We start from the raw sequence: 12,876 nt of genomic DNA on the forward strand, positions 1-12,876 counted from the left end.
AACAAGCTGGGCTCCGGGCATCAGGGTCCAGCTTGATTCGCGACCGGCGCGAGAGGCCCTCCAGATGCCGTTGCGTTGTTGTCAAGACTTGACTTATACACACTTACCTCGTTGCGGCGCGCAAGAGGGAAAAATTGCCGCACAGCGTCAGCGGGGCTTGTGAACAATCAATCGAGACCTTGACAGGTAAGGCTTTCGGCGCTCCGAGACCCTTTGTGCGGTGTCTCACATAATGGGTCCGTCGTCTTCCAGGCAAACCAGGGTGGCCAAGTTCTTAACAAAGTTATCCACAGGCGCAGCGACGAAAGCGCGATTGTTCTGCGGAATCCAAAACTTAGCGCAGAAAGTGAAGTTCTACTTTAACTTCGGACGTCGGTGCGCCAGCGCACAGTGTTTGCCCCGCCCACGTTGGGGCGGAGCATGATGCCGTGCTTCGTGCGCGTGGCGCTCGACCACCCGCTGCCTGCACTCTACGACTACCGCTATCCGCCCGAGGCTCCGGCGCCGCAGCCCGGCATGCTGGTGCGCGTACCGTTCGGCCGCCGCGACGTGGTGGGTTTGATCTGCGAAGTGAGCGCTCACAGTGATGTGCCTGCCAACAAGCTGCGCGATGTGGGCGCCGTGTGTGCGGATTTACCGCCGCTTTCGGCGCAGTGGCTCGCGCTCGCGGGCTTTGCCGCCGACTACTATCAGCGCGGGTTGGGGGAGGTCGCGCTGCCGGCGCTGCCACAGGCGCTGCGCGACCCGGCGCGCTGGCCGCGTTTGCTTGCGCCCGAGGAGCGTTACCGGCTGCTGCCGACGGGACGCGAGGCGCTGCCCGTCGCGTTGCCCGCGCGCGCCCAGGCATTGCGGCGGCTCGCGCAGGCCTTGGTGGATGCCAGCGAATTCGATCTCGCCGATGCCCGCTCGCTGCATCCGAAGGCGGCGGCCACACTCGAATCCTGGCGCGAAGCAGGCTGGGTCGAATACGAGTGCGTCGCGTTCGGTGGCGCAGGACGCTTGCCGGGCGGCGGTGGCGGCGGTGGCGGCGGTGGCGGCGAAAGCCGCGCCGATCGCGCCAGCATCCCCTGCGATGCCGTTGTGGCTGCGGCCTTGCCCGTGCTGAGCGACGAACAGGCTGTCGCCGTCGAGACAATCCTCGACGCGCGCGGTTTTGCGCCGTTCCTGCTTCACGGCGTAACTGGCAGCGGCAAGACCGAGGTTTATCTGCGCGCGCTGTCGGGCTTGCTCGAACGCGAGCCGGACGCCCAGGCGCTCGTTCTCGTCCCCGAGATCAATCTCACGCCCCAGTTCGAGGCGGCATTTCGCACGCGTTTCGCGGGTGTACTGCCCGACGACGCGATCGTCACGCTCCACAGCGGCCTCGCCGAGGGCGAGCGCGCACGCCATTGGCTCGCCGCGCACACGGGGCGCGCACGCATCGTGCTGGGCACGCGCCTCGCCGTGCTGGCCTCGCTGCCGCGCCTGGCCATGCTGGTGGTGGACGAGGAGCACGACCCCGCTTACAAGCAGCAGGAGGGGCTGCGCTATTCGGCGCGCGATCTGGCGGTCTGGCGTGCGAAGCAGTTGGGCGTGCCGGTCGTGCTGGGCTCGGCCACGCCGTCGCTCGAAAGCTGGTGGCAGGCGGAGCAGGGTCGCTATACGCGCCTCACGCTGTCACGCCGGGCCATCGCCGATGCGGTGCTGCCGGTCGTCAAGCTGATCGATCTCGAAGAAGAGCGCCGGCGCGGCCGCGCCTCGTTCGAGGGCCTTTCGGGCCCATTGATCGCGGCGATGAAGGCGCGTCTCGAGCGCGGCGAGCAGAGTCTCGTGTTCCTGAACCGTCGCGGCTATGCCCCCGTGCTGTCGTGCGATGCCTGCGGCTGGGTGGCGGGCTGCCCGCGCTGCAGTGCCTATGTGGTGCTGCACAAGCCCGAGCGGACGCTGCGCTGCCACCATTGCGGCTGGGAATCGCGCATTCCGCATTCGTGTCCCGACTGCGGCAACGTCGATATCGCGCCGATGGGGCGCGGCACGCAGCGCATCGAGGAAGCGCTGGCGAGCGCGGTTCCCGGTGCGCGGGTGTTGCGCATCGATGCCGATAGCACGCGCCGCAAGGGCAGCGCGCAGGCGCTGTTCTCCGACGTGCACGCCGGCGATGTCGACATCCTCGTGGGCACGCAGATGATCGCGAAGGGGCACGACTTCCAGCGCGTCTCGCTGGTGGGCGTGCTCAATGCCGACAACGCGCTGTTCTCGCACGATTTCCGCGCGAGCGAGCGGCTATTCGCGCAGTTGATGCAGGTGAGCGGCCGCGCCGGACGCGCAGGGCTACCCGGCGAGGTGATCGTGCAGACGCGCTACCCGCGTCACGCGATCTATCACGCGCTGGCGCGCCACGATTATGTGGGCTTCGCGAATTCACAGATCGCCGAGCGTCGCGACGCGCATCTGCCGCCGTTCGTCTACCAGGCGTTGCTGCGCGCCGAAGGCCGCACGCTGGAAGCGGCGCTAGCGTTTCTCGCCGAAGCGGCGCAGGCGCTCGCGACGATACCGGCCGCGGAGCGCGTGACCGCGTACGACGCGGTGCCGCTCACGATCGTCAAGGTCATGAACGTGCATCGCGCGCAACTGCTCGTGGAAAGCCAGTCGCGCGGCGCGCTGCAGGCGACGCTGCGCGCGTGGCAACCCGCGCTGCGCGGCTTGCGGGGCGTGCTGCGCTGGAACCTGGAAGTCGATCCGCTGGATATCTGATCAGCGCCGCGCGGCCTGGTGCGCCTGTGCGCGCCGCTCTCGTCCGTCCGGGCCGGCTTGTGATACGCGCACCTTGCGCGTGGCAGGCGCCGTCGCGCCGCGAATGAACAACATGGCGCACAGCGCGCACATGCACCAGACACCCGCCACCACCAGCCACTTTTCCATTTTTCCACCTTCGCGCCGGATTCAATGATCGGCCCCTGTAATGGTTGTATAACGGCACGGCGGCGGAATCGATTAGGGTTCACCTGATTGTTGTTCGCCAGGGAAAATACCGAGTGCGGCCCGCGGGCCAATACTGGCCGGCGCTGGCCGCAAACCTTTACCCCACAAGGCTTCGCGGACGGTGCAACCAAACTCGCCACAGGGTTGCACCTTTTTATTTGAAGGCGTACGATTCGGCCACTTTTTGGTCTTTCGCCGGTGCGGGTCGGCCGGCATGCGAAGGAAACATGGCTAGCACCACCCTTGGCGTCAAGGTCGACGACCTGCTCCGCTCGCGGCTCAAAGATGCCGCCACGCGCCTCGAGCGCACTCCGCACTGGCTCATCAAGCAAGCGATCTTTGCTTACCTCGAGAAGATCGAGCACGGCCAGTTGCCTCCCGAACTGAGCGGCCAGGTGAGCGCCGCCGATCTCGTCGATGGCGCAACCGGCGACGGCGACGAAGAGGCCGCATCGCATCCGTTCCTCGACTTCGCCCAGAACATTCAGCCGCAGTCGGTGCTGCGCGCAGCCATTACGGCCGCGTATCGCCGTCCTGAGCCCGAGTGCGTGCCGTTCCTGATCGGCGAGGCGCGCCTGCCCGCGAACCTCACCGGCGACGTCACGAAGCTCGCCACGAAGCTCGTCGAGGCGTTGCGCGCCAAGGGCACCGGCGGCGGCGTCGAAGGCCTGATCCACGAGTTCTCGCTGTCGAGCCAGGAAGGCGTCGCGCTGATGTGCCTCGCCGAAGCACTGCTGCGCATTCCCGACCGCGCCACGCGCGATGCGCTGATTCGCGACAAGATCAGCAAGGGCGACTGGAAATCGCATGTGGGCCACGCGCCCTCGCTGTTCGTGAACGCCGCCACCTGGGGCCTCATGATCACCGGCAAGCTGGTCACGACCAACAGCGAGACGGGCCTTTCCTCGGCGCTCACGCGCATGATCGGCAAGGGCGGCGAGCCCCTGATCCGCAAGGGCGTGGACATGGCCATGCGCCTGATGGGCGAGCAGTTCGTCACGGGCGAGAACATCTCCGAGGCGCTCGCCAACAGCCGCAAGTTCGAAGCGCGCGGTTTCCGCTACTCGTACGACATGCTCGGCGAGGCGGCCACCACCGAAGCCGACGCGCAGCGCTACTACGCCTCCTACGAGCAGGCCATCCACGCGATCGGCAAGGCCGCGGGCGGGCGCGGCATCTACGAAGGCCCTGGCATCTCGATCAAGCTCTCCGCGCTGCATCCGCGCTATTCGCGCGCGCAGCAGGAACGCACCATGAGCGAGCTGCTGCCGCGCGTGCGCGCGCTCGCCGTGCTGGCGCGCCGCTACGACATCGGCCTCAATATCGACGCCGAGGAAGCCGACCGCCTCGAGCTCTCGCTCGACCTGCTCGAAGCGCTGTGCTTCGACCAGGAACTGGCGGGCTGGAACGGCATCGGCTTCGTGGTGCAGGCTTACCAGAAGCGCTGCCCGTTCGTGATCGACTACATTGTCGATCTCGCGCGCCGCAGCCGTCACCGCATCATGGTGCGCCTCGTGAAGGGGGCGTACTGGGACACGGAAATCAAGCGCGCCCAGGTGGACGGCCTCGAGGGCTATCCGGTCTACACGCGCAAGATCTACACCGACGTGTCGTACATCGCCTGCGCGAAGCGGCTGCTCGGCGCGCCCGACGCGGTGTATCCGCAGTTCGCCACGCACAACGCCTACACGCTCTCTGCGATCTATCACCTCGCGGGCAATAACTACTACCCCGGCCAGTACGAGTTCCAGTGCCTGCACGGCATGGGCGAGCCGCTGTACGAGGAAGTCACGGGCCCGGTTTCGCAGGGCAAGCTCAACCGTCCGTGCCGCGTCTACGCGCCGGTCGGCACGCACGAAACGCTGCTTGCGTACCTCGTGCGCCGCCTGCTGGAAAACGGCGCGAACACCTCGTTCGTGAACCGCATCGCCGACGAAACCGTGCCAGTGAGCGAGCTGGTCGCGAACCCCATCGACGAAGCCGCGAAGGTCGTGCCGCCGGGCGCGCCGCACGCGAAGATTCCGCTGCCGCGCCATCTTTACGGCAGCGAGCGCCAGAATTCGATGGGCCTCGACCTCTCGAACGAGCATCGCCTCGCCTCGCTGTCTTCGGCGCTGCTCGCGAGCGCGCATCATCCTTGGCGCGCCGCGCCGATGCTCGCCGACGCCGACATCGCAGAAGGCGCTGCGCGTGACGTGCGCAATCCCGCCGATCATCGCGACCTCGTGGGAACCGTTGTGGAGGCAACGAGCGAGCACGTGAGCGCCGCGCTTGCGCACGCGGTCTCGACCGCGCCGATCTGGCAGGCCACGCCTGTGGAAGCGCGCGCGGATTGCCTCGCACGCGCTGCCGACTTGCTCGAAGCGCAGATGCACACGCTGATGGGCCTGATCGTGCGCGAGGCGGGCAAGTCGCTGCCCAACGCCGTGGCGGAAATCCGCGAGGCCATCGACTTCCTGCGCTATTACTCCACGCAGATTCGCGAAGAGTTCTCGAACGACACGCATCGTCCGCTCGGCCCGGTGGTGTGCATCAGCCCGTGGAACTTCCCGCTGGCGATCTTCATGGGCCAGGTGGCCGCCGCGCTCGCCGCCGGCAACACGGTGCTCGCGAAGCCCGCTGAACAGACGCCGCTGATCGCTGCACAGGCGGTGCGCATCCTGCGCGAAGCGGGCGTGCCGGCGGGCGCGGTGCAACTGCTGCCGGGCGACGGCGAGACCGTGGGCGCGGCGCTCGTCGCCGATCACCGCACGCGTGCCGTGATGTTCACGGGTTCGACCGAAGTCGCGCGCCTCATCAACAAGACGCTTTCGCAGCGCCTCGATTCGGATGGCCGTCCGATTCCGCTGATCGCCGAAACGGGCGGGCAGAACGCGATGATCGTCGACTCGTCGGCGCTGGCCGAGCAGGTCGTCGCCGACGTGCTGCAAAGCGCGTTCGACTCGGCGGGCCAGCGCTGCTCCGCGCTGCGCGTGCTGTGCCTGCAGGAAGACGTGGCGGAGCGCACGCTCGAAATGCTCACGGGCGCGATGAAGGAACTCGCGGTGGGCAACCCCGATCGTCTGTCGGTCGATGTGGGCCCGGTGATCGACATGGAAGCGAAGCGCGGCATCGACGCGCACATCGGCGCGATGCGCGAAAAGAGCCGCAAGGTCACGCAGATGCCGATGGCCGAGAGCTGCGCAGCGGGCACCTTCGTGCCGCCGACGCTGATCGAAATCGACAGCCTCGAGGAGCTCAAGCGCGAAGTGTTCGGACCGGTGCTGCATGTGATTCGCTATCGCCGCAGCCAGCTGGACAAGTTGCTCGAGCAGATCCGCGCGACGGGCTACGGCCTTACGCTCGGCATCCATACGCGCATCGACGAAACGATCGCGCATGTGATCGGCCGTGCGCACGTGGGCAATATCTACGTGAACCGCAACGTGATTGGCGCGGTGGTGGGCGTGCAGCCGTTCGGCGGCGAAGGGCTCTCGGGCACGGGTCCGAAGGCCGGTGGCGCGCTGTATCTCTCGCGTTTGCTGGCCAAGCGTCCGGCCGGGCTGCCGCAGTCGCTCGCGAAAGCGCTCGTGGTGGATGCGCCGCAGGCGGAAAACGGTGCGCCGCAATCGACCCACGCGACGCTTACGACGCTGCGCGACTGGCTCATCGCCGAACGCGAGCCCGCGCTCGCGGCGCGCTGCGACGGCTATCTGCAATACGTGCTGGCGGGCGCAACGGCCGTGCTGCCGGGGCCGACCGGCGAGCGCAATACCTACACGCTTTCGGCGCGCGGCACGGTGCTGTGCGTGGCGTCCACGCCGACCGGCGCGCGCGCGCAGCTTGCGGTCGTGCTGGCCACGGGCAATCGGGCGTTGTTCCAGGGCGCAGCCGGCGAGGCGCTCGTGAGCGCGCTGCCGGCCGAGCTGAAGGCGCACGTAGCAGTGAAGAAGAGCGCCGACGCCGAATTCGACGCCGTGCTGTTCGAGGGCGACAGCGACGAGCTGCTCGGCGTCGTGAAGGACGTGGCCAAGCGCGGCGGACCGATCGTCTCGGTGCAGGGCGTGGCGGCGCATGCGCTTGCCAATGGCGATGAAGACTACGCACTCGAACGTCTGCTTACGGAGCGTTCGGTGAGCGTGAATACCGCTGCGGCAGGCGGAAATGCGAATCTGATGACGATTGGCTAGACTTCACGGTCGCAAGAACCGTCCCCCAGGGACAAGGAAGCGGCAAGGCGAGACCCGAAGCCGCTCATTCGATACACCAGGTACCAAGGAGAAAACATGCAACACACCATGAAGCAGCTGGCAGGCGCAACGCTGGTTGCCGCACTGTCGCTGGCGGGGACGGCAAACGCGCAGCAAGCGCAGGACGTCAAGATCGGTTTCGCCGGCCCGATGACGGGCGCGCAAGCGCACTACGGCAAGGACTTCCAGAACGGCATCACGCTCGCGGTCGAGGACATGAACGCGACCAAGCCGGTGATCGGCGGCAAGCCGGTGCATTTCGTGCTGGACGCGGCCGACGACCAGGCCGACCCGCGCACGGGCACGACCGTCGCGCAAAAGCTCGTCGACGATGGCATCAAGGGCATGCTCGGCCACTTCAACTCGGGTACCACGATCCCTGCCTCGCGCATCTACGCGAACGCCGGCATCCCCGAGATCGCGATGGCGACGGCGCCGGAATACACGCAGCAAGGCTTCAAGACCACGTTCCGCATGATGACCTCGGACACCCAGCAAGGCTCGGTGGCGGGCACGTTCGCGGTGAAGAGCCTCGGCATGAAGAAGATTGCCGTGGTTGACGACCGCACGGCCTACGGCCAGGGTCTCGCCGACCAGTTCGCGAAGGCAGCGAAGGAAGCGGGCGGCACGATCATCGACCGCGAGTACACGAACGACAAGGCCGTGGACTTCAAGTCGATCCTGACCAAGCTGAAGGCGCAGAAGCCGGACCTGATCTACTACGGCGGCGCGGATTCGCAAGCGGCCCCGATGGTCAAGCAGATGAAGTCGCTGGGCATCACGGCACCGCTGATGGGCGGCGAGATGGTGCACACGCCGACCTTCCTGAAGATCGCGGGTGACGCGGCGAACGGCACGGTGGCGTCGCTCGCCGGACTGCCGCTGGAAGAAATGCCGGGCGGCAAGGACTATGTCGCGAAGTACAAGAAGCGCTTTGGCGAAGACGTCCAGACCTACTCGCCGTACGCCTACGACGGCGCAATGGCGATGTTCGCAGCCATGAAGGCCGCGAACTCGACGGACCCGGCCAAGTACCTGCCGTTCCTCGCGAAGACCAACATGCCGGCCGTGACGACGAAGGAACTCGCGTACGACACGAAGGGCGACCTGAAGAATGGCGGCATCACGCTGTACAAGGTTGTCGACGGCAAGTGGACGACGCTGCAGAGCGTGGGCGGCAAGTAAGCGCTGCGCTCGCGGTTGATCCGCAAGTTGATGTAAGAAGCCCCGCAGGGTTGAAGCCTGCGGGGCTTTTTTATGCGCTCATCTTTTAAAGGTGAGTTTATTCAGGAATCCAAGCGATTCATTCTCCGCGCGCTTTCCTTCCCTGCTCGCGAATCTGCTCGAGCGACGCAGCAGGCGTGCTGGCCTCCTTCGTCACGCGAATCTCGATCAGCGCCGGCCTGCCTGCCTCGAGCGCGCGTTCCAGCGCCGGCGCGAATTGCGCTGTCGTCGTGACGATTTCGCCGTGCGCGCCGAACGATTGCGCAAATGCTGCAAAGTCGGGGTTCGTGAGCTGCGTGCCGTGCACGCGGTTCGGGTAGTTGCGCTCCTGATGCATGCGAATCGTGCCGTAATGTCCGTTGTTCACGACGATGAACACGACCGCGAGGCCGTATTGCATGGCCGTCGCCAGTTCGGGTGCGGACATCATGAAGCAGCCGTCGCCGGCGAGCGCGACCACGGCGCGCTCGGGGTAAAGCGACTTCGCCGCGATCGCGGCAGGCACGCCGTAGCCCATCGCGCCGCTGGTGGGTGCAAGCTGCGAGCGAAAATCGCGGTACGCAAAGTGCCGATGCAGCCAGGTCGCGTAATTGCCCGCGCCGTTCGTGACGATGGCGTCGTCGGGCAGGCGCGCGCGAAGCTGTTGCATGACTTCGCCCAGTTGCACATCGCCGGGCATGGGGCGCGGCGCGCGCCATGCGAGATACGCTTCGTGCGCGGCGTGGGCGGAGCCCGCCCACGCGGGTGCGGCGGGCGCTTCTAGCGCCGCGAGTTGCGCCGCCATCTCGACCAAACCCGAGACGATCGGCAGATCGGCGGCATAGACGCGGCCCAGCTCCTCCGCGCCCTGATGCACGTGGATGAGCGTCTGCTTAGTCTTCGGAATGTCGAGGAGCGCGTAGCCGCCGGTGGTGGCTTCGCCAAGGCGCGGGCCGAGCGCGAGCAGCACATCGGCCTCGCGGATGCGCGCGGCCAGCGCCGGATTGATGCCGAGCCCCACGTCGCCCGCATAGTTCGGGTGATCGTTGCTGAGCGTGTCCTGGAAGCGGAACGCAAGTCCCACCGGCAACTGCCATCGCTCGATGAAGCGCTGCAGGTCCGCGCACGCATCGCGCGTCCAGCCATGGCCGCCCGCGATCACCAACGGCTTCTTCGCCGCGGCGAGCAGCGTGCGTAGCCGTTCGATCTGTGCAGCCGACGGCGACGCCTGCACGCGTTGCGCGGCAGGCGCGATGTGCTGGGCTTGCGCTGCGGGAATCGCGCCGCTCAGCATGTCCTCGGGCAGCGCGAGCACGACCGGGCCGGGGCGCCCCGATGTCGCGACATGGAACGCGTGGCTCAAATACTCGGGCACACGGCGCGCGTCGTCGATCTGCGCGACCCACTTCGCCATTTGCCCGAACATGCGCCGGTAGTCGATCTCCTGAAACGCCTCGCGGTCCATCTGATCGCGCGCGACCTGGCCGATCAGCAGGATCATCGGCGAGGAGTCCTGAAAGGCCGTGTGGACGCCGATCGCCGCATGCGTCGCGCCGGGGCCGCGCGTGACGAGCGCGATGCCGGGCTTGCCGGTGAGCTTGCCGACCGCTTCCGCCATGTTGGCCGCCGCCGCTTCGTGGCGGCACACGAGGGTGTCGATGCGCGCGGTCTCGTCGGCGAGTGCATCGAGCACGGCGAGGTAGCTCTCGCCGGGCACGCAGAACACGCGCTCGACACCGTTGGCGACGAGCGCGTCCACGACGAGGCGCGCCCCGGTGACGGTCGCGGAATCGGAAACGCGGGCTGAATCGTCCGGCTGCTGCATCTGCATGATGATCAAGTCTCCTTCGTTCGTGATGTGAATACGTCCGAATCAAGTTTGAATTGCGCCGGAAGCCCGCGCATCAGCACTCGACGATGTTCACCGCGAGCCCGCCGCGCGACGTTTCCTTGTACTTCGTCTTCATGTCGGCGCCGGTCTCGCGCATCGTCTTGATGACGGAGTCGAGCGAGACGTAGTGCGCGCCGTCGCCGCGCAGCGCCATGCGCGCGGCGTTCACGGCTTTCACCGAGGCCATCGCGTTGCGCTCGATGCAGGGAATCTGCACCATGCCGCCCACCGGGTCGCAGGTGAGGCCGAGGTTGTGCTCCATGCCGATTTCGGCGGCGTTCTCCACCTGCTTCGGCGTGCCGCCGAGCACAGCGGCCAGCGCGCCCGCGGCCATCGAGCAGGCCACGCCCACTTCGCCCTGGCAGCCGACTTCCGCGCCCGAGATCGACGCGTTGAGCTTGTACAGAATCCCGATGGCCGCGGCCGTGAGCAGGAAGTCGATCACGCCTTGCTCGTTGGCGCCGGGCGTGAAGCGCACGTAGTAGTGGAGCACGGCGGGAATGATGCCTGCCGCGCCATTGGTGGGCGCGGTCACGACGCGTCCGCCGGCGGCGTTTTCCTCGTTCACGGCGATCGCGTAGAGGTTGATCCAGTCGATCATCGAGAGCGGGTCTTGCAGCGCGCGCTCGGGGTTGCCGGTGAGCGCCTTGTAGAGCTGCGCGGCGCGCCGCTTCACCTGGAACGGGCCGGGCAGCGTGCCGTCGGCGTCGGGGTTGTTGATGCCGCAGCCGCGCGACACGCACGATTGCATCACGTCCCAGATGCGCAGCAGGCCCGAGCGGATTTCCGCGTCGCTATGCCAGACGCGCTCGTTGTCGAGCATCAGCTGCGCGATGCTCTTGCCCGTCGATTGGCACATCGCGAGCATTTCGGCGCCCGTGCCGAACGGATGCGGCAGTTGCTGCGCGGCGGCCAGCACTTTGGTGTTGGCCGCGCCCGCGGTGACCACGAAGCCGCCGCCCACGGAGAGATAGGTGCTCTCGCGCAGCGTCGCGCCGCTCGCGTCGAGCGCGCGCAGCTTCATGCCGTTCGGATGCTCGGGCAGCGCCTGGCGATAAAAAGCGATGTGCTCCTTCTGCACGAACGGGACGACGTGGCTGCCGAGCAGCGCGAGCTGGCGCGAGACGCGCACGGTTTCGAGGCGCTCGGAGATGGTATCGGGGTTGACGGTGTCGGGCGCGTCGCCCATCAGGCCGAGCATCACGCCGCGGTCGGTGCCGTGGCCCTTGCCGGTCGCGCCGAGCGAGCCGTACAGCTCGACCTTCACGGAGGCGGTGGACGCGAGCAGTCCATCGCGCTCGAGTCCTTCCGCGAACATCAGCGCCGCGCGCATCGGCCCTACGGTGTGCGAACTCGACGGCCCGATGCCGATTTTGAAGAGATCGAAAACGCTTACTGCCATGGGTACTGCTCCTGCTTCGTCTAGTCGGTTTCAATGAGTGCCGCGCACGCCTGGTCTCGCTGCCCGCCGCACCCACCGCGACCACGGCGCGCTTGTCAGCGCGCCGGCAACGGCAGACAGACGGCCAGCCACGCCGGCGGCGTGGGCGCGAGACGTAGCGCGATTGGCGTATAGCGGCCGTCCAGTCGGGCGGCCAGGTGATATAGCTCGGCGGCGTTCTTCGGATCCCATGCGCCGGTGTAACCGGGCAACCCGGCTTCGCGGCGCCTGGCGTCGAACGGCACGCTCGAACGTACGAATTCCTCGTGGGTCTTCTCGCCCATCGCATAGGGCGTGAGCCAGTTCAGCGCGCCCGCGAGCGTCGCGCCGTTGGTTCCACGCTCGGGCAGCCAGTTGCGGTTGTGCCGGCGCGCGGCGAGCGCGGCGGCCACCAGCGGCTCCAGGTCGTAGGTCACGTAGTGCAGCGCATCGCGCTCCGTGAAATCGAGCGTCGCGCCGTCGGGCGCGACGTTGTTGCCAATCTGTTCGATGAACAGCCGCTGCGCCGCCGCAATCAGCTTGCGGTTGTCGAGCGTGAACGCCGCCATCGCTATCAGTTTGACCCGGTGGCTTTGCCAGTTGTTCGCGAACGTGCCCGTGAGCGGGCGCGGCTGCTCGTCCACCTGCTTGATGTAGCCGTTCACGAACTTGTTCAGGAACACCATGGTGGCGTTGCGCGTTTTCACGGGCAGCGCGCTCGCGGTCATGTCGTAGGCGAGAATCAGCCCGTCGAAGTGCGTTTCGTCGATGGGGTTGAAGCTCGGCTGATAGGTCGTGACCCACGCGAACAGAAAGCGGTCGACGAGTTTCAGGTAGCGGTCGTCGCTCGTGGCGCGCCAGGCGAGCGCCGCGTTGCGCATCAGGTCGAGTTCCTTCTCGGCCTCCACGCTCTGATCGTAGATGCCCTCGTGCGGGAGTGTGCCTTCCGTGTGCAGCCGTGCCAGCGGATGCGGCACGTCGTTCACGTGCGCCTGCACCTCGGCCACGAGCGCTTTCACGCCCGGATCGGCGTTGGTGCGCTCGCTCGTCTGCAGCGCGGGCGCCGCGCAGAAGTTCATGGCCGCATGGGCGAGATTCGCCGCGCCCGGACCAGCAAGTCCCATGCCGAACAGCCAGGCCGTGACGAATGTCCGCGCGTGTTGGCCCGATGC

At 67.0% G+C, this 12,876-nt stretch carries 7 protein-coding genes; 3 read left to right on the forward strand and 4 right to left on the reverse strand.

Annotated elements, in window-relative coordinates; all coding sequences use genetic code 11:
- The first annotated feature begins 420 nt into the window (after positions 1–420).
- Positions 421–2,733, forward strand: a complete 2,313-nt coding sequence (locus PWP93_RS13050; protein ID WP_421044756.1) for a primosomal protein N' — start codon at positions 421–423, stop codon at positions 2,731–2,733.
- Here PWP93_RS13050 and PWP93_RS13055 read toward each other — a convergent pair whose 3' ends face one another.
- Complete coding sequence (locus PWP93_RS13055; protein ID WP_421044757.1) at positions 2,734–2,901, reverse strand: hypothetical protein; 168 nt, start codon at positions 2,899–2,901, stop codon at positions 2,734–2,736.
- Between the two features lie 287 nt (positions 2,902–3,188).
- On the opposite strand from PWP93_RS13055, the gene putA reads away from it, so the two are divergent.
- Both putA and PWP93_RS13065 read left to right on the forward strand, forming a co-directional pair.
- Positions 3,189–7,130 (forward strand): trifunctional transcriptional regulator/proline dehydrogenase/L-glutamate gamma-semialdehyde dehydrogenase, encoded by a 3,942-nt coding sequence (putA, locus tag PWP93_RS13060; protein WP_421044758.1) that lies wholly within the window; start codon positions 3,189–3,191, stop codon positions 7,128–7,130.
- A gap of 96 nt (positions 7,131–7,226) precedes the next feature.
- Entirely contained in the window at positions 7,227–8,375 is a 1,149-nt protein-coding gene (locus PWP93_RS13065; RefSeq protein ID WP_421025062.1) for a branched-chain amino acid ABC transporter substrate-binding protein, read from the forward strand.
- Between the two features lie 118 nt (positions 8,376–8,493).
- Here PWP93_RS13065 and PWP93_RS13070 read toward each other — a convergent pair whose 3' ends face one another.
- The 3 genes from PWP93_RS13070 to PWP93_RS13080 form a co-directional block, all read right to left on the reverse strand.
- Complete coding sequence (locus tag PWP93_RS13070; RefSeq protein WP_421045086.1) at positions 8,494–10,218, reverse strand: thiamine pyrophosphate-binding protein; 1,725 nt, start codon at positions 10,216–10,218, stop codon at positions 8,494–8,496.
- Between the two features lie 79 nt (positions 10,219–10,297).
- Complete coding sequence (locus tag PWP93_RS13075) at positions 10,298–11,686, reverse strand: L-serine ammonia-lyase (protein ID WP_421044759.1); 1,389 nt, start codon at positions 11,684–11,686, stop codon at positions 10,298–10,300.
- A gap of 95 nt (positions 11,687–11,781) precedes the next feature.
- A complete protein-coding gene (locus PWP93_RS13080) occupies positions 11,782–12,828 on the reverse strand; it encodes an alginate lyase family protein (RefSeq protein WP_421045087.1) in 1,047 nt (348 codons plus the stop codon).
- Positions 12,829–12,876 lie beyond the last annotated feature (48 nt).

The organism is Paraburkholderia sp. A1RI-2L (assembly GCF_048957375.1).
Taxonomy (GTDB): domain Bacteria; phylum Pseudomonadota; class Gammaproteobacteria; order Burkholderiales; family Burkholderiaceae; genus Paraburkholderia.

Bases quoted from the DNA above. Each gene is read 5' to 3' on its own strand.
- PWP93_RS13055 (WP_421044757.1), bottom strand. From the start codon at position 2,901: ATGGAAAAGTGGCTGGTGGTGGCGGGTGTCTGGTGCATGTGCGCGCTG.
- PWP93_RS13065 (WP_421025062.1), top strand. From the start codon at position 7,227: ATGCAACACACCATGAAGCAGCTGGCAGGCGCAACGCTGGTTGCCGCA.
- PWP93_RS13050 (WP_421044756.1), top strand. From the start codon at position 421: ATGATGCCGTGCTTCGTGCGCGTGGCGCTCGACCACCCGCTGCCTGCA.
- PWP93_RS13080 (WP_421045087.1), bottom strand. From the start codon at position 12,828: ATGGGACTTGCTGGTCCGGGCGCGGCGAATCTCGCCCATGCGGCCATG.
- putA (WP_421044758.1), top strand. From the start codon at position 3,189: ATGGCTAGCACCACCCTTGGCGTCAAGGTCGACGACCTGCTCCGCTCG.
- PWP93_RS13070 (WP_421045086.1), bottom strand. From the start codon at position 10,218: ATGCAGCAGCCGGACGATTCAGCCCGCGTTTCCGATTCCGCGACCGTC.
- PWP93_RS13075 (WP_421044759.1), bottom strand. From the start codon at position 11,686: ATGGCAGTAAGCGTTTTCGATCTCTTCAAAATCGGCATCGGGCCGTCG.